Origin of the sequence: Lacicoccus alkaliphilus DSM 16010 (genome assembly GCF_900142805.1) — a bacterium.
Lineage (GTDB): Bacteria > Bacillota > Bacilli > Staphylococcales > Salinicoccaceae > Lacicoccus > Lacicoccus alkaliphilus.
Window position 1 is genome coordinate 166,447 of sequence record NZ_FRCF01000004.1, and the last position, 23,919, is coordinate 190,365.

31 protein-coding genes are annotated in these 23,919 nt (G+C 48.7%); 23 read left to right on the forward strand and 8 right to left on the reverse strand.

What is annotated here, in order from left to right; all coding sequences use genetic code 11:
* The first annotated feature begins 67 nt into the window (after positions 1-67).
* The gene (locus BUA12_RS07125; RefSeq protein ID WP_072709813.1) at positions 68-610 is read left to right on the forward strand and encodes a biotin transporter BioY; all 543 of its coding nucleotides are present in this window, start codon (positions 68-70) and stop codon (positions 608-610) included.
* Between the two features lie 14 nt (positions 611-624).
* Here BUA12_RS07125 and BUA12_RS07130 read toward each other — a convergent pair whose 3' ends face one another.
* Positions 625-924, reverse strand: a complete 300-nt coding sequence (locus tag BUA12_RS07130; protein ID WP_072709815.1) for a DUF1462 family protein — start codon at positions 922-924, stop codon at positions 625-627.
* 97 nt (positions 925-1,021) lie between these two features.
* On the opposite strand from BUA12_RS07130, the gene BUA12_RS07135 reads away from it, so the two are divergent.
* From BUA12_RS07135 to mnhG (BUA12_RS07200), 14 genes are all read left to right on the forward strand, one after another.
* Positions 1,022-1,264, forward strand: a complete 243-nt coding sequence (locus tag BUA12_RS07135) for a NifU family protein (protein ID WP_072709818.1) — start codon at positions 1,022-1,024, stop codon at positions 1,262-1,264.
* Positions 1,265-1,324: 60 nt separating this feature from the next.
* Entirely contained in the window at positions 1,325-1,588 is a 264-nt protein-coding gene (locus BUA12_RS07140; protein WP_084670000.1) for a DUF1450 domain-containing protein, read from the forward strand.
* A gap of 62 nt (positions 1,589-1,650) precedes the next feature.
* Positions 1,651-2,010 (forward strand): HesB/IscA family protein, encoded by a 360-nt coding sequence (locus tag BUA12_RS07145; RefSeq protein ID WP_072709915.1) that lies wholly within the window; start codon positions 1,651-1,653, stop codon positions 2,008-2,010.
* A 131-nt stretch (positions 2,011-2,141) separates the two neighbouring features.
* Entirely contained in the window at positions 2,142-3,353 is a 1,212-nt protein-coding gene (locus tag BUA12_RS07150) for an NAD(P)/FAD-dependent oxidoreductase (protein WP_072709820.1), read from the forward strand.
* Positions 3,354-3,416: 63 nt separating this feature from the next.
* Positions 3,417-3,737, forward strand: a complete 321-nt coding sequence (locus tag BUA12_RS07155) for a YuiB family protein (RefSeq protein ID WP_072709822.1) — start codon at positions 3,417-3,419, stop codon at positions 3,735-3,737.
* A 13-nt stretch (positions 3,738-3,750) separates the two neighbouring features.
* A complete protein-coding gene (locus BUA12_RS07160; RefSeq protein WP_072709824.1) occupies positions 3,751-5,232 on the forward strand; it encodes a leucyl aminopeptidase family protein in 1,482 nt (493 codons plus the stop codon).
* Entirely contained in the window at positions 5,229-5,615 is a 387-nt protein-coding gene (locus BUA12_RS07165; protein WP_072709826.1) for a PaaI family thioesterase, read from the forward strand. Before BUA12_RS07160 ends, BUA12_RS07165 begins: the two co-directional genes overlap by 4 nt.
* A gap of 312 nt (positions 5,616-5,927) precedes the next feature.
* Positions 5,928-8,345, forward strand: coding sequence for a Na+/H+ antiporter subunit A (locus tag BUA12_RS07170; RefSeq protein WP_072709827.1), 2,418 nt, complete (start codon positions 5,928-5,930; stop codon positions 8,343-8,345).
* Entirely contained in the window at positions 8,342-8,773 is a 432-nt protein-coding gene (locus tag BUA12_RS07175; protein ID WP_072709828.1) for a Na(+)/H(+) antiporter subunit B, read from the forward strand. The genes BUA12_RS07170 and BUA12_RS07175 overlap by 4 nt, the downstream gene beginning before the upstream one ends.
* Entirely contained in the window at positions 8,773-9,111 is a 339-nt protein-coding gene (locus BUA12_RS07180; RefSeq protein WP_072709829.1) for a Na(+)/H(+) antiporter subunit C, read from the forward strand. The genes BUA12_RS07175 and BUA12_RS07180 overlap by 1 nt, the downstream gene beginning before the upstream one ends.
* Positions 9,104-10,588 (forward strand): Na+/H+ antiporter subunit D, encoded by a 1,485-nt coding sequence (locus tag BUA12_RS07185; RefSeq protein WP_072709830.1) that lies wholly within the window; start codon positions 9,104-9,106, stop codon positions 10,586-10,588. The genes BUA12_RS07180 and BUA12_RS07185 overlap by 8 nt, the downstream gene beginning before the upstream one ends.
* 5 nt (positions 10,589-10,593) lie before the next feature.
* Positions 10,594-11,070: a Na+/H+ antiporter subunit E gene (locus tag BUA12_RS07190; RefSeq protein WP_072709831.1), complete on the forward strand. Its 477-nt coding sequence runs from the start codon at positions 10,594-10,596 to the stop codon at positions 11,068-11,070.
* Positions 11,070-11,345, forward strand: coding sequence for a Na(+)/H(+) antiporter subunit F1 (locus BUA12_RS07195; RefSeq protein WP_072709832.1), 276 nt, complete (start codon positions 11,070-11,072; stop codon positions 11,343-11,345). The genes BUA12_RS07190 and BUA12_RS07195 overlap by 1 nt, the downstream gene beginning before the upstream one ends.
* Positions 11,338-11,712 carry a monovalent cation/H(+) antiporter subunit G gene (gene mnhG / locus BUA12_RS07200; protein WP_072709917.1) on the forward strand — a complete coding sequence of 125 codons (375 nt, stop codon included), beginning with the start codon at positions 11,338-11,340 and terminating at the stop codon, positions 11,710-11,712. The genes BUA12_RS07195 and mnhG (BUA12_RS07200) overlap by 8 nt, the downstream gene beginning before the upstream one ends.
* 54 nt (positions 11,713-11,766) lie before the next feature.
* On the opposite strand, the gene mnhG (BUA12_RS07205) is transcribed toward mnhG (BUA12_RS07200), so the two are convergent.
* From mnhG (BUA12_RS07205) to BUA12_RS07235, 7 genes are read right to left on the reverse strand one after another with little or no spacing between them, the layout of a single operon-like run.
* Positions 11,767-12,147: a monovalent cation/H(+) antiporter subunit G gene (mnhG, locus tag BUA12_RS07205; RefSeq protein ID WP_245772770.1), complete on the reverse strand. Its 381-nt coding sequence runs from the start codon at positions 12,145-12,147 to the stop codon at positions 11,767-11,769.
* The gene (locus BUA12_RS07210; protein WP_072709833.1) at positions 12,122-12,421 is read right to left on the reverse strand and encodes a Na(+)/H(+) antiporter subunit F1; all 300 of its coding nucleotides are present in this window, start codon (positions 12,419-12,421) and stop codon (positions 12,122-12,124) included. The genes mnhG (BUA12_RS07205) and BUA12_RS07210 overlap by 26 nt, the downstream gene beginning before the upstream one ends.
* Positions 12,418-12,897, reverse strand: coding sequence for a Na+/H+ antiporter subunit E (locus BUA12_RS07215; protein WP_072709834.1), 480 nt, complete (start codon positions 12,895-12,897; stop codon positions 12,418-12,420). Before BUA12_RS07215 ends, BUA12_RS07210 begins: the two co-directional genes overlap by 4 nt.
* Positions 12,898-14,391, reverse strand: coding sequence for a Na+/H+ antiporter subunit D (locus BUA12_RS07220; protein ID WP_072709835.1), 1,494 nt, complete (start codon positions 14,389-14,391; stop codon positions 12,898-12,900).
* Complete coding sequence (locus tag BUA12_RS07225) at positions 14,384-14,728, reverse strand: Na(+)/H(+) antiporter subunit C (RefSeq protein ID WP_072709836.1); 345 nt, start codon at positions 14,726-14,728, stop codon at positions 14,384-14,386. Before BUA12_RS07225 ends, BUA12_RS07220 begins: the two co-directional genes overlap by 8 nt.
* Positions 14,728-15,225 (reverse strand): Na(+)/H(+) antiporter subunit B, encoded by a 498-nt coding sequence (locus BUA12_RS07230; protein ID WP_084670004.1) that lies wholly within the window; start codon positions 15,223-15,225, stop codon positions 14,728-14,730. Before BUA12_RS07230 ends, BUA12_RS07225 begins: the two co-directional genes overlap by 1 nt.
* Positions 15,209-17,611, reverse strand: coding sequence for a Na+/H+ antiporter subunit A (locus tag BUA12_RS07235; protein ID WP_072709838.1), 2,403 nt, complete (start codon positions 17,609-17,611; stop codon positions 15,209-15,211). The genes BUA12_RS07230 and BUA12_RS07235 overlap by 17 nt, the downstream gene beginning before the upstream one ends.
* Before the next feature lie 192 nt (positions 17,612-17,803).
* Here BUA12_RS07235 and BUA12_RS07240 point away from each other — a divergent pair, with 192 nt between their 5' ends.
* From BUA12_RS07240 to BUA12_RS07275, 8 genes are all read left to right on the forward strand, one after another.
* Positions 17,804-18,394 carry a peptidylprolyl isomerase gene (locus BUA12_RS07240; protein WP_072709840.1) on the forward strand — a complete coding sequence of 197 codons (591 nt, stop codon included), beginning with the start codon at positions 17,804-17,806 and terminating at the stop codon, positions 18,392-18,394.
* A gap of 160 nt (positions 18,395-18,554) precedes the next feature.
* The gene (locus tag BUA12_RS07245) at positions 18,555-18,758 is read left to right on the forward strand and encodes a hypothetical protein (protein ID WP_072709842.1); all 204 of its coding nucleotides are present in this window, start codon (positions 18,555-18,557) and stop codon (positions 18,756-18,758) included.
* Positions 18,742-18,996, forward strand: a complete 255-nt coding sequence (locus BUA12_RS07250; protein ID WP_072709844.1) for a DUF1871 family protein — start codon at positions 18,742-18,744, stop codon at positions 18,994-18,996. Before BUA12_RS07245 ends, BUA12_RS07250 begins: the two co-directional genes overlap by 17 nt.
* A gap of 190 nt (positions 18,997-19,186) precedes the next feature.
* Positions 19,187-19,567, forward strand: a complete 381-nt coding sequence (ygs, locus tag BUA12_RS07255; protein WP_084670012.1) for a S1 domain-containing post-transcriptional regulator Ygs — start codon at positions 19,187-19,189, stop codon at positions 19,565-19,567.
* Positions 19,568-19,710: 143 nt separating this feature from the next.
* On the forward strand, positions 19,711-19,899 hold the full coding sequence (locus tag BUA12_RS07260) for a hypothetical protein (protein ID WP_143146106.1): 189 nt from the start codon (positions 19,711-19,713) through the stop codon (positions 19,897-19,899).
* A gap of 74 nt (positions 19,900-19,973) precedes the next feature.
* Entirely contained in the window at positions 19,974-21,167 is a 1,194-nt protein-coding gene (locus BUA12_RS07265; protein ID WP_072709850.1) for an ornithine--oxo-acid transaminase, read from the forward strand.
* 68 nt (positions 21,168-21,235) lie between these two features.
* Positions 21,236-22,480 (forward strand): Glu/Leu/Phe/Val family dehydrogenase, encoded by a 1,245-nt coding sequence (locus tag BUA12_RS07270; protein ID WP_072709852.1) that lies wholly within the window; start codon positions 21,236-21,238, stop codon positions 22,478-22,480.
* Between the two features lie 154 nt (positions 22,481-22,634).
* Positions 22,635-23,879 carry a Glu/Leu/Phe/Val family dehydrogenase gene (locus tag BUA12_RS07275; protein ID WP_072709854.1) on the forward strand — a complete coding sequence of 415 codons (1,245 nt, stop codon included), beginning with the start codon at positions 22,635-22,637 and terminating at the stop codon, positions 23,877-23,879.
* Positions 23,880-23,919 lie beyond the last annotated feature (40 nt).

The window sequence follows — 23,919 nt, forward strand, 5'->3', positions numbered from 1 at the left end:
TATATTTTGGGTTAACAATGGGGCTTTTTCATGCTATGATATAAAAAAACATCAAGGAGGAATTTCATTGAAAACCAAACATCTTGTATTCGTCGCCCTGTTTGCTGCACTGATTGCAGTCGGTGCCCAAATCCGTGTGCCGGTGGGTCCTGTGCCATTCACCCTTCAGATGCCCATGGTACTGCTGACGGCGCTTGTGCTGGGCTCAAAGCTCGGTGCACTATCCACTTTGGTCTACATGCTTGTGGGCCTGATCGGTGTACCGGTATTTGCAGGGAGCGGGGGGATCGGAGCACTTCTGTCACCGAGCTTCGGTTTCGTCCTCGGCTTCATACCTGCTGCATACGTTGCCGGAATCGGGGTCAGGGAGGGGCAGCCTTTGTATCAGTCATTGGTCAATACATATTTGGCCCTGATCGTCACATTCATCTTCGGCATCTTATACTTCGTCTTCATCATGAATGTCGTCATCGGCACCCCTGTGGGGGTCGTCGAAGCACTGATGGTGACTGTCGTGCCATTTGTCATCAAGGACCTCGTCGTCGGTACGTTGACCGTGATGTTTGCGCGTGTCCTGAAAAACCGGGGGATCCTGCGGATTGCACATTGAACGGACGGAGCTGGTCACATGCGCTGTTCAAGCCATATGACGACCCGTTCCGGGTCCAATGTGCCATCAGCCGCGATTTCATCATTCACCGTGATGAGCGGGAAATGCAGATCGCCCTGGTCAAGCTGTTCTATAAGGTTATCATCGTGATCGGTGAGATTTTCAGAGCATGCGGCATCTATATGGTTGAAGTGGAACGCATCGTTCGGGAACCTGCTGTTCAGGGACTTTTGCAGACGGCGGCACATGTCACCGGCATCAGTCGGGTCCACTCCGCTGGTGTCATGGTCATAGACATTGATGACAAATTTCATACAAACATCCTCCTTTAAGATGATGGATTTTTACAGTGAAATCTATTATAATACATGTATAAAGAAATCTGTATCAGATGATTGGAGGAAATGACCAATGGCAACAACACAAGATACGATGTATGAACAAGTCGAAGTGGTTATAGAGAAGTTACGCCCTTTCCTGCTGAGGGACGGCGGCGACTGTGAATTGGTGGATGTCGAGGACGGTATCGTCAAGCTGCGCCTGCTCGGTGCATGCGGTACATGCCCGAGTTCAACAATTACACTAAAAGCGGGTATTGAAAGAGCGATGCTCGAAGAAGTGCCAGGATTTGTTGAAGTCGAACAAGTATTTTAAACTGATCGTTGGGACTTGGAGTTCCAACGGTTTTTTATTTTGGAGGAAGGGGGAGCAGCGATGTACCCGATGAATCTGGTGGAGTTTTGCAGTGCGAATATGCAAAAAGGCTCAAAGGAAGTCTATGAAAAGCTTGATGAAGATAACGATATCGATGTGCTGGATTATGAATGCACGAATAATTGCGGCATATGCTCAAAGGCCATGTTTGCGATCGTCAACGGCCAGCTTGTCGGCGCACAGTCTGCTCCGGCACTTCTGGATAAGATTCATAAGCAGGTCGAGCGGCAGGGACAGGTGCAGGACGAATGGGATATTTTGTAAAGTCGGAAAGTTTGAGGTATAAAATATCTTCTTATATAATGGAGAAGACGGAGGATGATAATATGACTCAGATCGAACTTACGGAAAGTGCAGCATACGAAGTCAAGGATATGCTGGAGAAAAACGACATGCCTGATGGTTACCTGAGGTTCAAAGTGGAAGGCGGCGGCTGTACGGGCCTGACCTACGGTATGGCTGCGGAATTTGAAAAATCGGACCGTGATGAAATATATGAATTCCACGGCGTCAAAGTGCTGGTGGACAAGTATGATGCACCGGTGATCAACGGGACGGTCATCGATTTCAAACAGTCCCTCATGGGCGGCGGATTCACTATAGATAATCCGAATGCCTCCCTGTCATGCGGCTGTGGTGCTTCGTTCCGGACGAAGACCAATGCGGGTGCCCCGGAAGATTGTTAAAGAATTATCAAAAAGCCTTGAAATATTTCAACTGAATCGCTAATATTAATGATGATATTGATATTGGCGGTCTTATTTATATAAAGGAAATTCATTGTTATTCAATTTAAGAGGAAAAGGTGACTATTATTATGAGTTTCGAGAGAAAGAAGATTCTTGTGCTCGGCGCCGGGTATGCCGGATTGACGACTGTGACCGGATTACAGAAAAAACTTGGCTTTCAGGATGCAGACATCACACTGATCAATAAGAATGAGTACCATTACGAATCGACATGGCTGCATCAGGTCGCAGCGGGGACGATTCACTGGGAAGAAGCTACATATCCCATCACTAAAGTGGTCAATACCCAGAAGGTCAGGTTTGTTCCTGCTGAAGTGACGGCAATCCACCGCGACGCGCAGCGTGTTGAAACGAATCAGGGCGAATTTGAGTATGATATTCTTGTCGTTGCACTCGGCTTCGAAAGTGAATCTTTCGGAATCGAAGGCATGGATCGTTATGCCCACACAATCACAGACCCGCAGACTTCCCTGGCTGCAAGGCAGGAAATCGAACGGAACTTTGCCAACTACAAAACATCCGGCGATCAGCGCGACATTTCAATCCTGGTGGGTGGTGCCGGGTTCACCGGTGTCGAGTTCCTGGGTGAGCTGATCGAAAGTATCCCGGATCTCGCAAAACAGTACAATATTGATTATGACGATGTTAAAATCACTTGTGTTGAAGCGGCACCGTCCATGCTGCCGATGTTCAGCGACGAATTGACCCAGTATGCGGTTGATTTCCTTGAAAGCAAAGGTGTCGAGTTTAAAATCGGCACACCGATTGTCGCTGCAAATGAAAAAGGTTTTGTAGTGAAGGAGAACGATGAGGAAACCCAGCTTGAAGCGGCCAGTGTCATCTGGACTGCGGGCGTCCGCGGCAACAGCCTGATGGAAGAGTCGTTTGAAGGCGTCAAACGCGGTCGCATCATCACCAAACCTGATTTGACCATAGAAGGCTACGACAACATTTTTGTCATTGGTGATGTGGCAGCGGTCATGAATGGGGAGGGCGAAGACGCTAGACCTTATCCGACGACTGCACAAATTGCCATGCAGCTGGGTGATCATGTTGCAGAAAGCATCAAGAATAAATTGAATGGCGATAAGATGCGTGCATTCACTTTTGACGATAAAGGGACCGTTTGTTCACTCGGGTCTGAAGAAGGCATCGGTGTGGTATTCGGCCGTGAAGTCAAAGGCAGACGGGCGGCATTCCTAAAGCGCGTCATCGATACGAGAGCCGTATTCAAAGTCGGCGGTCCGTTCTTAGCTTACTCTAAAGGTAAATTTCTATAAAAAGTGACGAACAGGCATGGGCGAGTTTCTTGCCCATGCCTGTTTTTTGGAGGTTCAAAACTAGTGGCAACTATAATACAACTGGTCATTTCCATGATTTTATTCTTCGTGCTGTTCTACGGCATCAGCTTTATAATCAATATGATATTGAAAGTGACCTGGCTGATGGTCTTCGTATATCCCGTGATCATCATCCTGATGATGGACGGCATATCAACCTTCCAGTATTTCACCCGGCCGGGCGAATCGTTCCAGGCAGCTTACGACGGCCTGGCAGGACTCTCTTTACCGGATGTACTGATGCTCGGAAGCGGCTTTGCCGGAGTGGTGCTGGCAGGAGTGACGATACGTTATTTGAGGAATGCCGGTTATAAAATGTTCTAAGGGGAGAAATGTAATGAATATCAGGTTTCAGGAAAAGTATGAGGCTTCAAAGGAGCCGATCATAATAGGGTTGCCGGAACATCCGGAGGCTCTGCCCAATTTCGATGAAGTCGATTCTTTATTGAACGGCGTGTTTCTCGAACTTGTTGATGAAAGGGTTTTGTCTGCAAAGTTCGGGGAAATCACCTCTACAGGCGTGACGATCCAGAGGGAAGTGAAGAAAGTGATTGCGATCGGTCTCGGAGACACCGGGAAGCTCACGGGCGACCGGATACATAAGGCCTTCGGCAGTCTCTTCCAGCATTTGAAAGATCAAGAAGCAACGGCCGCTTCGCTGATGTTTGAAACGTTCAATCATGATATCGGGACGGCAGCCGAAGCGCTCGGCTACATGTCCAATGTCAGCGTATTTGAATACACGGGGAAGAAACAGCAGGAAGAAAATCCGTTTCTCTCAGACTTTGCCCTGACCATCATATCCAAAAAACCGATCGAGGAACATGTCATATACGGGCGCAGGATTGGGGAAAGCGTGAATTTTGCAAGGCGGTTTTCGGAGACGCCTCCGAATTACATGACACCGGAAATCATGACAGAAGAGATTTCTGCGGCCTTCAAAGGAAAAAAGCATGTCAATATCGATATTAAAGACGAATTTGATTTAGATGATGAAGGTTATGGCCTGATCACCGCCGTCGGCAAGGGATCCGTCAATAAGCCGCGTCTCGTCACGATAGAGTACCGCCATCCGGATGCTTATGACGTCAAGCCTGTGGCGCTTGTCGGAAAAGGCATCACTTATGATTCCGGAGGCTATTCCATAAAGGGAAAGACGGGCATGCCCGGGATGAAATATGATTTGAGCGGTGCGGCCAACGTCACGGGGATGATGCACGGCATCGTGGCACTTGAACTGCCTGTGCATGTCGTGGCGACCATTGCGCTTGCGGAAAATATGATCAATGGCGATGCCATGAAACCGGACGATGTCTTCACTTCACTCAGCGGCCAGACCGTGGAAGTGAAGAACACTGATGCAGAAGGCAGGCTGGTCCTCGGTGATGCAGTATTTCATGCCTCCCAGTACTCGCCGCGTGTCATTATGGATTTCGCCACCCTGACAGGGGCTGTGATTGCAGCGATCGGCGATGAACGCACAGGCGTGTTCACGAATAAGGAAGAGGATATTACGGCACCGATCATAAACTTGGCGGCAGAAGTGGGTGAGCGGCTCTGGAGGCTCCCTCTCGATGATATAGAAGAGCGCAAGGTGAAATCGTCGACGGTTGCAGACTTGACCAACCATGTCGAAAAACCGGGGCGGGCCTCATTTGCGGCCTGCTTCATCAGGCAGTTCGCGAATGGCAGCCCATGGATCCACTTTGATATAGCCGGCACCGCGACCCGCTCGAAAGGGAATGAATATGGGCCGAAAGGGGCGACCGGCGTCCTCATCCGATCTGTGGTCAAAGCTGTGGAGCGTGATCTGATATGACCGGTAAAGCACCTTCGAACCTGTTGGAATTCTTGGACATTGAAGTGGTTGAGGCGTCCCCGGGGCATATGGTGATGTCCATGCCGATCACTCCCAAAGTCCACCAGACGAAAGGTTTCATACACGGCGGGGCAAATGTGGTGCTGGCGGAAACAGCAGCTTCCGTCGGCGCGTCAAGGCTGATAGGAGAAGATGAAATCACCTTCGGTATGGAAATCAATGCGAATCATCTCAGGACAGTGAGTGACGGCATGATTTATGCGAAGGCGAGGATGCGCCACAGGGGTAAAAGTACGCAGGTCTGGGAAATAGATATCACAGATGAGGATGATAACCTGACATGCGTTTCAAGGTGTACGATGGCCGTCAAAAAGAAAAGATGATTGGGTCATGCTGCTTATTAAAAGAAAATCGGACATACAAAGTGTGGTAATACACTAATATTTGAGCTTCCGGTGTACAAATCACAGCTGTTTTTGTTATGATTGTTTTTGTAGAAAATTTATCATCGCGTTTTTCGTGATGATAACTGAAAATTCGTAATGACATCCATATTGGGAATTTATAGTGAAATCCGGAGGAGTCTGTCACCAAGGCATAACTATGTCTTTTTTGACGCGGGCTCCTTTTTTATTTGGAATGGTCAATAAAGGTCAAAAGAAATTATCATTATCAGAAATGTTGGGGGAACAGAGATGACTATTTTACATTTGGCAGTACTTGCACCCTTCTTATTTGCAATACTGGTGCCGTTTTTATTCAAGTACTTTAGAAAGGTCCATACCGGGTGGTTCGTTTTATTTGTACCACTGATACTGTTTATCTACTTCCTGTCATACATATCTGTGACATCTGACGGGCAGGCGGTGATGCAGCGGATGGAATGGGTGCCGTCGCTCGGCATAAACTTTGATCTCTATGTCGATGGGCTGAGCCTTTTATTCGCACTGCTGATCACCGGAATCGGTACACTCGTCATACTTTACTCCATTTTTTATCTTGCAGGTAAAGAAGAGAGGCTGAATCACTTTTACGTGTACATAATGCTGTTCATGGGGGCAATGCTTGGTGTCGTCCTCTCGGATAATATCATCGTGCTGTATGTATTCTGGGAGATCACAAGTATTTCCTCCTCATTGTTGATTAGTTATTGGTATGCAAAGAAAGCATCAGTCTATGGTGCACAGAAATCCATGTATATCACAGTGTTCGGCGGACTCTCGATGCTCGGGGGCTTCTCGCTGCTCTACGTGATGGCTGAAACGTTCAGCATCAGGGAAATGATCGGCAATGCCGACCTCATTTTAAATCATGACTTATTTTTAGCGGCAATGATTCTTGTGCTGCTCGGTGCATTTACAAAATCCGCACAGTTCCCGTTCCATATATGGCTTCCGGATGCGATGGAGGCACCGACCCCTGTCAGTGCATACCTCCATTCGGCAACGATGGTCAAAGCGGGCATTTATCTCGTCGCGCGCCTGACGCCGGTATTCGCCGGCGGGGCCGAATGGTTCTGGATCATTACAGCTGCCGGTATCTTCACCATGGCGTGGGGTGCCATCTCAGCTGTGAGGCAGAAGGACCTGAAAGCGATACTCGCCTTTTCAACAGTCAGTCAGCTTGGTATGATCATGAGCCTGCTCGGGGCCGGCTCAGCCGCGTTCTACTATATGGACGGGGATAATGCGCTGTACACGACGGCGATACTTGCAGCCGTCTTCCATCTGATCAACCATGCGACATTCAAAGGCAGCCTCTTCATGGTGGCAGGCATCATCGATCACGAGACGGGCACGAGGGATATCAGGAAGCTTGGCGGCCTGATGACCATCATGCCGATCACTGCGACGATTTCCGTCATTGGACTTGCGGCTATGGCTGGCCTGCCTCCATTCAACGGTTTCCTGAGCAAGGAGCTGTTCTTTACGGGCATCACGAACGTTGCCCAGTATGATATGTGGAATGGGGACACCATCGGCATGCTGCTGCCGGTCATCGCCTGGATCGCAAGCATTTTCACTTTCGCTTACAGTGCGATCATCTTCTTCAGGACATTCAGAGGAAAATTCAAGCCGGATATGCTGCCGGTCAAAGAGGTGCATGAAGCGCCTGCAGGCCTGTTGATCAGTCCGATCGTACTGGTTGCCGCAGTGTTGATGATCAGCTTTTTCCCGAATATCCTGGCCTACAGCATAATAGAACCTGCAATGATGTCGATTTTGCCGGGGATATTGGGTGAAGGGTCCAATTTTTACGTGGATATCTACCATTGGCACGGCATCAATCTGGAACTGATGATGACGCTCGGTGCGGTGATCATCGGTACGATCATCTACGTGACGATGAACAAATGGTCGAAGCTCGGCATCTACCAGAATGAACAGGACATCATGACCACGGTTTACGATAATGGTTATGATGCACTCATCAAAGGTTCCCAGGTGCTTACACGCATTCAGATGACGGGAATGCTCAGGGATTACATCGTTTATATGGTGATATTCATAGTACTCATCATGTTCTATACGATGTTCCGATTTGAAGGCTTCCAAATCAGTATGGAAAATGCAAGCGAAATAGGCATATTCATGTATCTCATACTTGCTGCACTGGTCATCACGATCATGCTCCTTCCAAGGGTGAATAACCGTATGACTGCAATCATCCTGGCTGGTTTCGTCGGTTTTCTTGTGGCCTTCATCTTCACGGTCTTCAGGGCGCCGGATCTGGCACTGACACAGCTGATGGTGGAGACCGTATCAGTGATACTCTTCATGGCGGTCTTCTACCACCTGCCAAATCTGACTAAAGATAATATCGCGCCTTTGACGAAAGCGATCAATATTGTCGTGGCAGGATCGGCGGGATTGATGGTCGCGCTGGTATCGATGAGTGCATTCACATACGGACAGACGACACCGTTCGATGCCATTTCGGAATACTTCATAGAAAACTCAGTAGAACTCGCCGGCGGCTACAACATGGTCAACGTCGTGCTGGTGGACTTCCGTGGTCTGGATACCATGCTTGAATTGCTGGTGCTCGGCATTGCGGCTTTGGGTGCCATATCAATGATCAAATTGAAAGTGAAGGAGGATGATGACGTATGATAAATCAACCGAATGATATGATGTTCCGTGTGTTTATACGGCTGATTGCCATCATTGTCGTCACTTTTTCAATCTATCTGTTCTTCTCGGGGCACAATGCCCCGGGAGGTGGTTTCATCGGCGGTCTGATGACTGCCATAGCAATATTGGTGATGTACCTGGTATTCGGTACAAAGACCATGAACGCCGCGCTGCCGTTCAATTACCCTTATATGATGAGCATCGGTTTATTGGTTGCGGCAGGCACAGGCATAATATCAGTGGCATTCGGCTACCCTTACTTGAAGCAGTTTTTCGATTATTTCCAAATACCGATATTTGGAGAGGTGGAGCTGACCACTGCATTGATATTCGACCTGGGTGTTTACCTGCTGGTGGTCGGTTCAGCAATGACTTTCATATTATCGATAGTGGAGGATGATTCTTAATGGAGATAGTTATGTCGGCAGTCATCGGTTTAATCTTTGCCGTAGCCATATATCTGATGCTGTCCAGGAATATCATCAGGGTGCTTATCGGGACTTTGATGCTCTCCCACAGTGTCCACCTGATATTGCTGACGATGTCCGGCCTCCAACGGGGTGCTCCGCCGCTCTTATTCCTGGAAGCCGGGGCATACAGTGATCCTTTGCCCCAGGCATTGATACTGACCGCGATTGTGATCAACTTCGGTGTGACAGCATTCGTGTCCGTCCTTGTTTACCGCACATATAAGGAACATAAGACTGCGGATTTATACGATTTGAGAGGAGCTAAAGATGAGTAATCTGATTATTTTACCCATAATATTTCCATTCATCATTGGAGCTGTACTTATATTCTTCTCAAAAAGCTCCAGAGCTCAGAGAATTATAAGTGGGATCAGTGCACTGTTGATGGTCGGCATTTCTGCTTACCTGGCAGTACTTGCTTTTCAGCAGGACACCGTAATACTCGAATCCGGTGACTGGGTTGCGCCATACGGGATTATCCTTGTACTTGATAACCTTGCAGCACTGATGGTGCTGATCACATCGATACTTGCTGCGTCATGTCTGTTCTTTGCATTCGGGACGATTTCTAAGAAAAGGGAGAAGTATTATTTCTACCCGTTCTATTTCTTCCTGATCGTCGGAGTGAACGGTGCATTTTTGACAGGAGACATATTCAACCTCTTCGTATTCTTCGAAGTGATGCTCCTGGCTTCCTATGTATTGATCGTCAACGGCGGCTCGAAGTATCAGCTGAGGGAATCATTCAAGTATGTCATCCTGAATATTTTCGGATCGGCTTTGTTCATCATGGCGATTGCCTGGATTTATTCAGTCACGGGTACTGTAAATATGGCGCACCTTTCCGAACGGGTGGCGGAAATCAACCAGCCGGGGATCGTCACGGTCATAGCAGTGATGTTCTTCATAGTGTTCGGTGCGAAGGGCGCACTGTTTCCATTATATTTCTGGCTGCCGAAGTCATACTACGGACCGCCGGCAGCCCTGGCGGCATTGTTCGGTGGGTTGTTGACCAAGGTCGGCATCTATGCGATCATTCGCATGTTCACGCTGGTCTTCTACCACGAGCCCTTGTTCACACATAAAGGGATCATCGTGACGGCAGCTGGGTTCACGATGCTCCTCGGAGTACTTGGAGCAGTGTCACAGTTCGACTTTAAACGTATACTTTCGTATCACATCATCTCACAGGTCGGTTACATGGTGATGGGGCTGGGTATATTCACACCACTGGCTGTCGCTGGTGCGATATACTACATCGTCCACCATATGTTCGTCAAAACGGCATTGTTCCTGCTTGCCGGCGCCACCGAGAAGATAACCGGGACGACGGATATTAAAGCGATGGGCGGATTGATAAAAAGTCAGCCTGTACTGACATGGTCGTTCTTCATCGCCGCAATATCACTTGCAGGCATTCCACCGCTCAGTGGATTCTTCAGTAAATTCCCTATAATCCTGGCCGGTTTCCAGGAAGGTCAGTGGGTCATATCAGCAGTGGCACTGCTCGTCGGCCTGCTCACGCTGATATCCATGATGAAGATATTCGGGTATGTATTCTGGGGGGAGAACAAACTCACAGAGCGGCAAAACAACATGTCAGTGACCAATCTTTTGATTCCGATAGCACCACTGGTTGCGTTCTCGATAATACTTGGATTTGCAGCCGAGCCGATCTTCACCTATTCATTGCACATTGCAGAGCAGATATTGGAGCCGTCAAATTATGTGAATGCGGTACTTAAGGAGTAGATGATATGGCAATTCAGTTTGTGATTAATATATTGATAGCAATCGTTTGGATGTTTTTACAGGACAGCTATGGCATGCCCTCTTTTCTTTTCGGCTTCATCATTGGTCTGTTGATATTATTTACCCTTAGAAGATTTATGGAGTTTGATTTTTATTTCATAAAAGTCATTGCCTTTGTAAGACTTGTGCTGCTGTTCTTATTTGAACTGGTCAAGGCCAACATCGATGTGGTGAGGGTCGTGCTCCGGCCGAAGCTTGAAAACAAGCCGGGGATCATCGCGGTGGACACAAGTCTTGAAACTGATTTTGAAAGGGCGACACTCGCCGCCCTGATCACTTTGACCCCGGGCACCGTTTCGATGGATTTCTCTGCAGACAGCAAAACCATCTATGTTCATAAATTGAACGTCGATGACAGAGATCAAATGGTTGCAGAAATCAAGAACTCGTTTGAGAAAGCAATCAAGGAGGTGACGAAGTAATGTTCGATATCGTGCTGCAAATTTCTTTGGTACTCACTTCGTTTTCCCTGATCCTTGTTTTGATCAGGACGATCATCGGCCCGTCCACAAGCGACCGGATACTGGCATTGGATACGCTCGGGATGATGCTGATAGGAATCATCGGTCTGGTGATGATGCTCCAGGAGACTGTCGTCTATGCTGATATTGCATTGGTCGTCGCCATCATCGGGTTCGTCGGCACCATAGCGATGGCGAAGTTTTTGGAGAGGGGTGTTGTCATTGACGATGACTGAGTTGATCGTAAGCTTTTTTGTCATAGTGGGATCATTCTTCATCTTCGTCAGCTCAATCGGCATATTGAGGCTGAGGGATGTATACAGCAGGACGCACGCGGGTGGTAAGAGTTCCACCCTTGGGGTGATGAGCATCATGACGGGTGTCGTCCTGTTCTTCTGGGTCACCGAGGGGAACTTTAATCTGAATCTGATGCTGACGATCATATTCGTCTTCATGACAGCACCTCTTGCCGCCCTTGCCGTGAATCGATCAGCATACAGGACGAATGTACCGATGACCGATGAAACTTCCATCGATGAACTTGGAGATGCGATGGATATGGAAAGGGAAAAGGAAGCAATGGAAAATCTGAATAAGAAATAAAAAAACAATTGATGCCCGGCAAGGGCATCAATTGTTTTTTTGTTGGGTCGATATTTATGGACGGTCGGGCTCATCGGTGTCATCCGGGAGGGATTCATCCCTTTTCAGGTCATTCAGGACCGTCAGCTTGTAGGGTTTGACATCTGAGTGGAAAGCACTTCTCGACAGCAGGTGGCTGGAGACCGGTGCCGTCAGCAGGATGAAGAAGGCACCGAGCAGGAGATTGGTTTCGATCAGGCCGTCCACATACCAGAAGTAAAGGAAAGCACCGGTCATGATCATGATGACGCCGAGCGTCGTACTTTTGGTCGTCGCATGCAGCCTCGAGTACATATCCGGGAGCCTGATGATCCCTAAAACTGCAAGGGCTGACATGAGCGTCCCGCCGATCAGGAAGAATGCGATCAGGCTATTCATCATTATCTCTATCATCATCGATAATCACATTCCTTTCGAGATATTTGGCAAAAGTGATGGTGGAGAGGAATGCCAGTGTGCCGATGAGCAATATGATCGGGACATAATGGACCGAGCCCAAAGTGATTGCAGTCAAGGCGATCATCCCCATGAGCATCACGCCGAATGCATCCAGTGCAACAATCTTGTCATGCAGCGTCGGACCGACGATGATCCGGTATGCAATGCCGACAAGCGATAATGCAAGGATGATGCCGCTGATGAGGATTACAACTTCCAGGAATGATGTCATGGCTTACTCACCTCTGCAATCAGTTTCTCAAAACGGTTCTTGATGAGGGAAATCTCGGCATCGACATCCAGGGCGTTCAGCCCGTGGATATAGATTGTGGAATAGTCATCTGAAATCGCCACGATCACCGTGCCCGGCGTCAGGGAGATCAACCCCGAGAGGAGTGTGATCTCCCATTCTTCCTCAAGATCGCACGGATAGGCGAAGAAGCCGGGATGAATGTCGATTTTCGGACTGATGATGATTTTTGAAAGTTCATAGTTGGCTTTGATCAGCTCAATTGTGAATACTGCAATCAGCTTTATGGAGTAATACACCCTGACCATATAGAACCTGCCCGGCAGAAATCTCCTGAGGACAAAGACCGGGATGATGCCGATGAGGTACCCGGCGAATAAAGAGCCGAGGGACAGGTCCGAGACGATCAGCACCCATATGAATGCAAGTGTTATGTTAATCAATATCTGTAATGCCAATTATTCCACCCCCAGCAGATAAACAGAGTAGGATGCCGGATCATACAGCGATTGTGCCGCACTGTCGAAAAGCGGATATAGGAAGTCAGCCCCGAAACCGAAAGCGACCATGATGATCACCATCAGGAATGACGAGAATAAGAGCTTGTCATAACTGATCGGCTTCAATTTGGTGAAGTCCATGCTCTCCCCCCAGAAGACGGAGATGAATATCCGTATGACCGAGTAGAGTACGACCAGACTGGAAAGAAGTACGATGATGCCTGAAATCATATGACCATTTTCAAACAGTGATGTCACGATGAACAGTTTGCCGTAAAAACCGGGAAGCGGGGGCACGCCCGCAAGGCCGAACGCCGCAATGAGGAACATCCATCCGGTGACGGGGTGGATTTTGATCAATCCGCCAAGCTTGGTGATATCACTTTCGCCTGTCCTGTAGATGATGAAACCAATCAGGAAGAAGAGCCCCGCTTTTATGAAGATATCATGTATCAGGTAGTAGGTGGCACCGATGGTGCCCATCTCATCCATCATCGCAATACCTGCAATGATGATGCCGATGGCGATCAGTATGTTATAAATGATGATCTTCTTCATATCGGAGTAGGCGATCGCCCCGATCGACCCCATGATGATGGTCAATACCGCAAGCAGCATGAGCATCTGGTGCGTGAGTCCTGTATTGTCCATGAAGAACAACGAGTAGACCCGTGCTATGGCATACACACCGACTTTGGTGAGCAATGCGCCGAATATCGTCATGATGGGCATGGGCGGTGCAAAATATGAACCGGGCAGCCAGAAGTAGAACGGGAATAATCCGGCTTTGGTTGCGAATACGAACAGCATGACCACGGCAATCAGCGACATGATGGAAGCATCCCCGTCAAAAGCCGCAAGCTTATTGTGGATGTCCGCCATGTTCAATGAACCGACAGCGGAATATAAGTAAGCGACTGCCAGGACGAAGAAGTTCGAGGCGATGATGTTCACCAGGAAATACTTGAACCCTTCCTGCAGCTGGATCTTTGTGCCACCGAGAGTGATCAGCACATAAGAAGACAGCAGGAATACTTCGAAGAATACGAACATGTTGAATATATCGCCGGTGGTGAAGGCCCCGTTGATCCCCGATATCATGAACATGATCATGGGATAGTAAAAGAATTTCTCCCTTGCGGCCCCGATGGACTGGAATGAATAAACGACGACGGCTAAAGTGACGATAGCGGTCGCGAGCACGAGCAATGCTGCGAGCATGTCGATGACGACACTGATGCCGAAAGGCGCTTCCCAGTTACCGACATGGGTCACGACCATGCCGTAACGTGCAACGTAGGCCACGATGAAGAAGGATATGATGATCAGGAGGAGCCCCGTCAGTGACGCCACGACCCTGTGCAGGAATACGTTCGTCCTGCCGATCGCAAGCAGAATGATGCCGGCGATGAAAGGGACCAGCATGGGCAGTATAGGTAGGATATCAGTCATCTTCTCTGGGCACTCCTTTCAACTCTTCGACATTGTCGGTTCCAAGCTCCCTGTAGACACGTATGGCAATGACGAGCATGTAGGCTGTCAAAGCGAAAGTGATGACGATGACTGTAAGGAGCATCGCCTGAGGGAGGGGGTCGCTGTATTGCTGCACGGAATCATCCAGTACGGGTATGCCGCCGCGCTTAAGGCCGCCCATCGTCAGCAGCATCAAAAGTATGCCGTGGCTCAGGATGCCCGTGCCGATGATGATCCGTATAAGGCTTTTGGACAGCATGAGGTAGACGGAGGCGCCGATCATGATGCCGGCGACTATAATGATTAAGATTTCCATTATTCCCTATCCGCCCCTTCACTGTCGGACATGAACTGCTCGGAAGCGAGCAGAGTGATGATCAGCAGTGTGGTCGCGGCCACAATGATGTAGACCCCGACATCAAAAAGCACGGCTGTATGAAGCGGCACTTCCCCGAATACAGGCAGCTGCAGATACATATGCTGATGCGTAAAAAAAGGATTGCCGAAGAACATCAATAGGATGGGGACGATCAGACATGCTGCCAGGCCGGCCGTGATCATCCTCTTATTGTCGATCCGGATCATCCTGTTCAAAGTCTTCAAATCATATGCCAGCAGCAGAAGGATGATCGCACCTGCGGCCAGCAGCCCGCCGACGAAGCCGCCGCCCGGGGTATAGTGGCCGGAGAAGAATAAATTGATCGAGAAAGTGATGATCACCAGAAATACCACTTTGGCGGTATATTTCAGGAACACATCATTCATCTGCTTATGGACTCTGTTATAACCAAGTTTTTTAAGGGTGCTCTTCAAATTTATTCTCTCCTTCCTTGTTGACTCTGAGTTTCAATAATACGAAAACGCCGAGGCCTGCGATGGCGAACACAAGTGTTTCAAACAATGTATCAAGGCTGCGGAAGTCGACGAGGATGACGTTGACCATATTTCCACCTGCAGCAAGGTCATACACATTGTCAATATAGAACTGGCTGATTGAATCGAACAGGCGATTTGAATACGCTGCGAGACCAATCACGGTGGCGATGATGCCGACAGCAGCAGAAATCATCAGATTGTTGAGTTTGAAACCCCTGGGCTCAGCGTTGCCACTCCGTTTCGGGAGGTGGAAGAATGCCAGCAGGAACAGGGCGGTGGTGATCGCTTCCACTGCGAGCTGGGTCAGGGCCAGGTCCACCGACCTGAAGAACACGAATAACAATGACAATGCAAACCCGATCGTACTGAACATGATGATTGACACCATCCTTGAACGGGTGATCAAAATTGCCGCCACGGCTGCAAGGATGATCAGGACGATCAGCAGGTCAGGCAGTGCGATCGGCGCAGTGGTCCCCCAGTCGAATGAAATATCAGTATTGATCAGGGTGATCAGTGAAAATATGACGAACGCCCCGAATATATAGATCAAATAGGACCGTATATATCCGGACATGTATCCGTCGGTGATTTTCTCTGCACCGAGCCGGCTGTATATCAGTCCCTGATCATATAAATGGTTGAGGGTGAATGCATCGCTTCCGAGGCGGTAGACCGGCCGCCAGGCATCCCTGAAAATATACATCAGCGTACCGATGGCTATGATTGCAACGGTCGCCCACAGCGCAGGACTGTCCCAGCCGTGCCAGTGGTGAATCTCCGTGTTAAGGGGTTCTGATATGTTCAATATGCTCATCGCCGCCGGATCGATGATCGAACCCGATAATACGTTCGGGAACAGGCCGAACACCACAACCAGAAGCGTCAGAAACGCAGGTGCGATCAACATGAGTGCAGGTGCTTCTTTAGGCGTTTTAGGCGTCGCCGGCATCTTTTTACCGAGGAAAATGCCTCTGATCAACATGATCGAATAGATGAATGTGAAAATGCTGCCGATTATGGCAAGCAGCGGGAAAAGCACAGCTGCGTCGGCGAGTACGCTGAAATCGGCCTGACCGATGGCGAACATCGCTTCCAAGAACATCTCTTTGGACAGGAAGCCGTTGAACGGTGGTATGCCGGCCATGGACAACGAAGCGATCAAGGTCATGGTGAATGAGATCGGCATGATGGTGACCAGACCGCCGAGCTTCTTCAGACTCCGTGTGCCTGTTTCATGGTCGACGATGCCGATGATCATGAACAGCGCGCCTTTGAATGTCGCATGATTGATCAGATGGAAGACGGCTGCGACGGTGGCGATCGTGAAGACCTGCTCCGCCGCGCCGGTCTGTACGGCGAGTGCACCGATGCCGAGGAGCGACATGATCAGTCCGAGCTGCGATACTGTTGAAAAGGCGAGCACGGCTTTCAGGTCGTCCTGCTTGATCGCATTGAATGCAGCCCATACGAGTGTGACGAGACCGGCAGCGATGATGCTCCAGACCCACAGTTCGGCAAATGCAAACAGCGGGGTGAACCTTGCAACCAGATAAAGCCCGGCTTTGACCATCGTTGCCGAATGCAGGTATGCGCTGACGGGCGTCGGTGCTTCCATGGCATCAGGCAGCCAGATGTAGAAAGGAAATTGGGCCGATTTGGTGAATGCACCGATAAGGATCAATATGATGGCGAGCGGTGCAAGCGCACTTTCCTGAACCGCCGGAATCTGCGCCATCATCCCCCTGATACTGTATGTATCCGTGATCTGACCAAGGGCGATGAAGCCCCCAAGCATCAGGAACCCGCCGAACATCGTGATCAGCAGTGATTTTTGAGCGCCGTAAATGGAACGCTCCCTGTTGAACCAGTAGGCGATGAGTAGGAAACTCGAGATTGAGGTGAGCTCCCAGAATAAATAGAGCATGAGGACATTATCATTAAGGACCACACCAAGCATGGCCGTCATGAAGATCAAAAGGTATACGTAGAAGTTGCCGAGCTTTTCCTTTTGTGAGAGGTAGCCGATCGAGTAGAGGACGACCAGCGCCCCGATGCCGGAAATCAATATTGCGAAGAGTAAACTCAAACCATCTATGTACACGTCGAAATTCATGCCGACCCTCGGCATGAAATCGAGCGTTTCATGCACCACCTGATTGTTGCTGACCGCTGGCATCAAAGTGAATAAGTAAATGGTGATTACGGTCGGGATGGGCAGTACAAACCAGCCAAGATGAATTTTTTTGTAATACCTGTATAAGATGCCGATACCGGCTGCGGCAATGACAGGCAGTAGAATGGCGAAGTGTATCAGCGTCACTTGTTCTCCTCCTTAACGATTTTTTTGCATTATAAATCATTATACATTAATGATACTTCCAAATAAATGTATACAGTTTGAAAGAAATGAACTTTTTGTAGTAATATATATTGAGAGATTAACTTTTTGTCTTTAAAAATTCACGGAATCTCAACGTGGATTTGAAATTTTTGAAATCCTAGGAGGCTATTTATGACTTACCCACAGTTAACTGATTCATTGGGGGATAATGAGGTACAGGCGGTAATAAAAACAAATCACGGTGATGTGACTGTAAAATTATTTAAGGAAATTGCACCGAAAACCGTTGAAAACTTCACCACCCATGCTAAAAACGGATACTATGACGGTCAGATCTTCCACCGCGTGATCAAGGACTTCATGGTCCAGGGCGGCGACCCGACGGGCACCGGAATGGGCGGTGAAAGCATATGGGGCGGAACATTCGAAGATGAATTCTCCACGGAAGCCTTCAACCTTTACGGGGCACTGTCGATGGCAAATGCCGGACCGGGCACGAACGGCAGCCAGTTCTTCATTGTCCAGCTGAAGGAAGTGCCTTCCCAGATGCTTTCCCAGCTTGAAGGTGCGGGCTACCCGGAAGAAATCATTGAAGCTTATAAAACCCGCGGCGGCACACCTTGGCTTGATCAGAGGCATACGGTATTCGGCCACGTCATCGCCGGTATGGACATCGTGGAAAATATAGCCGAAGTCAAGACAGGTGCACAGGACCGTCCGGTGGATGAAGTGAAAATAGAAACGATCCAAGTCACGGAGTAACACTTCTTCTGTGATATTTACCGGAACCGGTCCCGAGAGGGGCCGGTTCCACTTTGGGCGAAGGCCCTAAATGATGAGTTCTCACAAAATGGTCACTTATCAGATGTTTACCGTGAAAATGGATTTGTTATAATGGCTTGGAAAAGGTGAGTGATGTAAAATGATGGATTTCCTATATTTCCCGGATGATCCGATTGAATATATTCCTGCAGCCATAGCCATGCTGATCTGCTTTCTGGTCGCATATGCTGTGTACAGGATCATCAAAGCTTATTCCAGAGACCAGGAAGAAAAGATGAAGCACTTTGAAGAAGAAGTGATGAGGAAGCTGGAACAAGAGGAAACGAATGAATCCGGAAGGTAATGTCGAGTTATACAGAGTGATCGAGAACTGGAATCCTATGAAAGAGGATGAGGATATGGATTACGATGCTGAAATATACGATATCATCGCTATATTGTATGATCATCCGTCCAAAGAGGATGCGGCCCTCGGAGTGCAGAGTATATTTGAATTTGCTTTCTCGGTGCGGGTTCCGCTGAAAGATATTCATCCCATGGTAGAAAACGCTCACCATATCATAGATATTTACAAAAGCTGAACGGAACACCCCGGGCCCCCCGGGGTGTTCTTTCATGTGGCCGCAGGCATCAAGCGCACGGATTTGTAAAACGGGCTGTGCGCGTGCACCGGGAGCGGATATTAAAACAAAATCCTTTTCCATTAGATTATATATATCTGATATGGTAAAATGACAAGTGGATAGAGCTTATGTTAGCGGGGTAATGAATGTGACAAAAAAATACCGCAAAAACCAGTTTGTGAAAGTGAAAGTTACTGGTATCCAGCCTTACGGTGCTTTTGTCAGAACCCCTGATAATCAAGAAGGACTCATTCATATATCCGAAGTGATGAATGATTACGTTCATAATGTCAGCCAGTATTTATCGAAGGGCCAGGTCGTCAAAGCGAAAGTCATCAGCGTCGGCCCGGACGGAAAATTGAATCTGACATTGAAAGAGAACGAATACTTCAAGAACGAAGAAAAGAAGAAGGATAAGCGTTCTATCATAGAACAAATCAGAGCTTCAGAGGAATATGGATTCGAGTCCCTTCGACAAAAGATGCCGCAATGGATACAGGAAGCTAAAATGCGGATGCAGGATAAGTGAAAGTGATCTTAATATCAAAAATCTACAGCACAGGCTGTAGATTTTTTTTGGATGGATCATCTCATATATGACACATCTGATTTCCATATGATGTGATGGATTGCACGTGTGACGGGGGCTGATCATCAGGGGGGAGGCATCCGGTGATGGATGAAGATGGACCAAAAGCAGCACAGCACCTTCTGACTGAATATTTAAACTTGAAAAAGGCGCCTGGAATTGTCATTATAGTGGGTAGGAGTTTTGTTTTCAGGGAGGCATTTCAAAGGCACTTCAAACATATGAGTTTTGGATGGAACCGCCCGCCGGGAAAGTCCGGCGGCGATCCATGACAGTTTTTCAAGTATACAATGAAGGGCAGCAGGGCACAGCACCTGTTGCGCCTTAAAATGAAGGGATGAGTCTATTGTCAAAATCAAACGAAATCATTGAAGTTACGAACAAGTATGGTGCACCAAACTACAACCCGCTTCCGATCGTCATATCCGAAGCCGAAGGTATATGGGTGAAGGATCCCGAAGGCAATGAATATATAGATATGCTCAGTGCATACTCTGCGGTCAACCAGGGGCACAGACACCCTAGAATCATACAGGCACTTAAAGATCAGGCGGACAGAGTCACCCTGACTTCAAGGGCTTTCCACTCGGACAGGCTCGGACCATGGTATGAAAAGATCTGCAAGCTTGCAAACAAAGAAATGGCACTGCCTATGAACACAGGTGCCGAAGCTGTGGAAACGGCAGTCAAAGCGGCACGCCGCTGGGCATACGACGTCAAAGGCGTCGAAGATGACAAAGCGGAAATCATTGCGATGAACCAGAGCTTCCACGGACGCACACTGGTGCCTGTATCCATGTCATCGGAGCCGGATAACAGACGCGGATACGGTCCGCTCGTCGAAGGGTTCAAACTTGTGGACTTCGGCGACATCGGTCAGATCAAAGAAGCGATCACTGAAAACACGGCTGCGGTGATCCTTGAGCCGATCCAGGGTGAAGCCGGCATCAACATACCTCCGGAAGGTTTCCTCAAACAGGTGAGGGAAGTATGTGATGAGCATAATGTATTGTTCATCGCCGATGAGATACAGTCGGGCCTCGGCCGTTCAGGCAAGCTCTTTGCAACGGACTGGGATGATGTGGTGCCGGATATGTATATACTCGGGAAAGCACTCGGCGGCGGGGTATTCCCGATTTCATGCGTACTTTCCGACAGTGAAGTGCTGGGCGTATTCAACGCCGGATCACACGGCTCCACATTCGGAGGGAACCCTCTTGCTTGTGCGGTATCGGAAGCGGCGCTGGATGTTATGATCGATGAGAACCTGATTGAAAAATCCCATGAACTGGGCGAGTATTTCAAAGCGGAACTGCTTAAGATCGATAATGACAAAATCAAAGATGTCCGCGGACGCGGGTTGTTCATCGGACTTGAACTGACTGAATCGGCACGTCCCTATTGTGAAGCTTTGAAGGAGGAGGGCATCCTGTGCAAAGAGACGCATGAGACGGTCATCCGTTTCGCACCGCCCCTGATCATCGAGCAGAAAGATTTGGATACTGCACTCGAAAAAGTTAAGGCTGTATTGGCCGGATAGACTTTTAAAAAGTGCTTTGTGTGTTACAATAATACTGAAAACAGTTTCATAAAAGAGGCGAATAATTAATGTCAGAGAATACGAATTTAGTTACTTCCACACAGGCCATCATCGGCGAGGCACTGGAGAAATTAGGCTTTGATGAAGGCATGTATGATTTGATCAAGGAACCGTTGAGAGTCTTGAGGGTGCGCATACCTGTGCGCATGGACGACGGTTCGGTGAAAGTGTTCACGGGATTCCGCGCCCAACACAATGACGCGGTCGGGCCGACCAAAGGCGGCGTCAGGTTCCACCCGAATGTCACCGAAGAGGAAGTCGTCGCTCTGTCAATGTGGATGACTTTGAAGGCGGGCATCGTGGATCTGCCGTATGGCGGCGGTAAAGGCGGCATCATCTGCGACCCTCGTGAAATGAGCATAGAAGAGGTCGAACGGCTGTCACGCGGATATGTACGTGCGATTTCACAGTTTGTCGGGCCTGCCAAGGATATTCCGGCACCTGACGTATTCACGAACTCTCAGATCATGGCATGGATGATGGATGAGTACAGTATGCTTGATGCTTTCAATTCACCCGGATTCATCACCGGTAAACCGATCGTGCTCGGCGGCTCCCAGGGCCGCGACCGCGCCACGGCCATGGGCGTCGTGCTTTGCCTCGGCTATGCACTTGAAAAACGCGGCAAGACTTTTGAAGACGTGAAGATCGCGATTCAGGGCTTCGGTAATGCAGGCAGCTTCCTCTCGAAGATACTGTATGATTACGGGGCAAAAATCGTGGGCATTTCAGATGCCAACGGGGCGCTGCACGATCCGGAAGGCCTGGATATCGATTATCTGCTGGACCGCCGTGACAGCTTCGGCATGGTGACGAATTTGTTTGATGATGTACTCACGAATGAAGAACTGCTTGAACTCGATTGCGATGTACTTATTCCTGCAGCGATTGCAAACCAGATCACTGAAGATAACGCACTCAACGTCAAAGCGGATATCATCTGTGAAGCTGCAAACGGGCCGACGACGTCGGAAGCGACAAAAATCCTTCACGGGGCAGGAAAACTGATAGTGCCGGATGTTCTGGCATCTGCCGGAGGCGTGACCGTGTCATACTTCGAATGGGTACAGAACAACCAGGGCTATTACTGGGATGAAGATGAAGTCCAGCAAAAACTCGAAATCAAACTTAAAAAGTCATTCGACACGATTTATGAATTGCATGAGAAGCGCCAGATCGATATGCGCCTTGCTGCATATATCGTCGGACTCAAACGCACGGCTGAAGCTGCAAGGTACAGAGGCTGGGCATAATCATTACGGAAGCCGGGGGTCGGAGCCCCCGGCTTTTTATTATTCCAATTATTAGAAAAATATAATAAATGCATTGAAAAAGAAGCCGGTTTATAGTAGAGTTATATTTTAATATGTATGTTTATTCACAATTATAACCAGGGGGACTTCTTTAATGGCTGAAACTTCAAACCTTATAAAATCAACACAGACAGTATTACATAAAGCGTTGGACATGCTCGGATATGATGAAGGCATGTACGATTTGATCAAAGAACCGTCAAGGGTGCTGACCGTACGTATTCCGGTGCGGATGGATGACGGTTCTGTAAAAGTCTTCACAGGCTACCGTGCCCAGCATAATGATGCTGCGGGCCCGACAAAGGGCGGCATCAGGTTCCATCCGGATGTCGACCGTGATGAAGTGATCGCGCTTTCCATGTGGATGACCATAAAAGCGGGTATCGTGAATCTGCCGTACGGCGGCGGTAAAGGCGGCGTGGTCTGCAATCCTAAAGAATTGAGCCAAAGGGAAATCGAGGGCATCGCCCGCGGTTACATCAGGGCGATCTCGCAGTTTGTCGGTCCGCTCAAAGATATTCCCGCGCCGGATGTGTACACGAATGCGCAGGTGATGTCCTGGATGCTTGATGAATACAGCATGAAGCATAATGACAACCCGCTGGAGTTCATCACAGGGAAGCCATTGTCGCTCGGCGGTTCAAAAGGCAGGAATACCGCCACTGCAATGGGTGCCGTCATCTGTGTCAAAAAAGGACTGGAAAAAAGGGGCATCAAGATTGAAGATGCCCGTGTGGCCGTACAGGGCTTCGGAAACGCAGGCAGCTTCATATCAAAAATACTTTATGATGAAGGTGCCAAGATCGTCGGCATCTCAAGGTCGACACGTGCGCTTTATGATGAAAAAGGCATCGACATCGACTATGTCATCGAAAATAAGGATAAGGGCAACATCGCTGAAGAATTGGATTTGCAAGTGCTCACGAACGATGAATTGCTGGAGGTCGACTGCGATATCCTCATCCCTGCAGCGATAGCAAACCAGATCACAGTGGATAATGCAGAGAACATCAAGGCCGATATCATCGTGGAGGCGGCAAATGGCCCGACGACGGAAGAGGCTACGGCAATGCTGACTGAACGCGGCAAGCTGATCGTACCGGATGTGCTGGCATCAGCGGGCGGTGTGACGGTATCCTACTTCGAGTGGGTGCAGAACAAGACCGGCTATTACTGGGAAGAAGACGAGATACATGAACTGCTTGAAGACAAGATGAGCAAGTCCTTTGATGACATCTATGAGTTCCATGAAGTCAGACAGGTGGATATGCGCCTCGCTGCTTATGTGGTGGGCATCAGGAAGACGGCTGAAGCAGTCAGATACCGCAACTGGGCATAAAAATCAATTTTATACTTGCAATTATCAGATATTTGTTTTA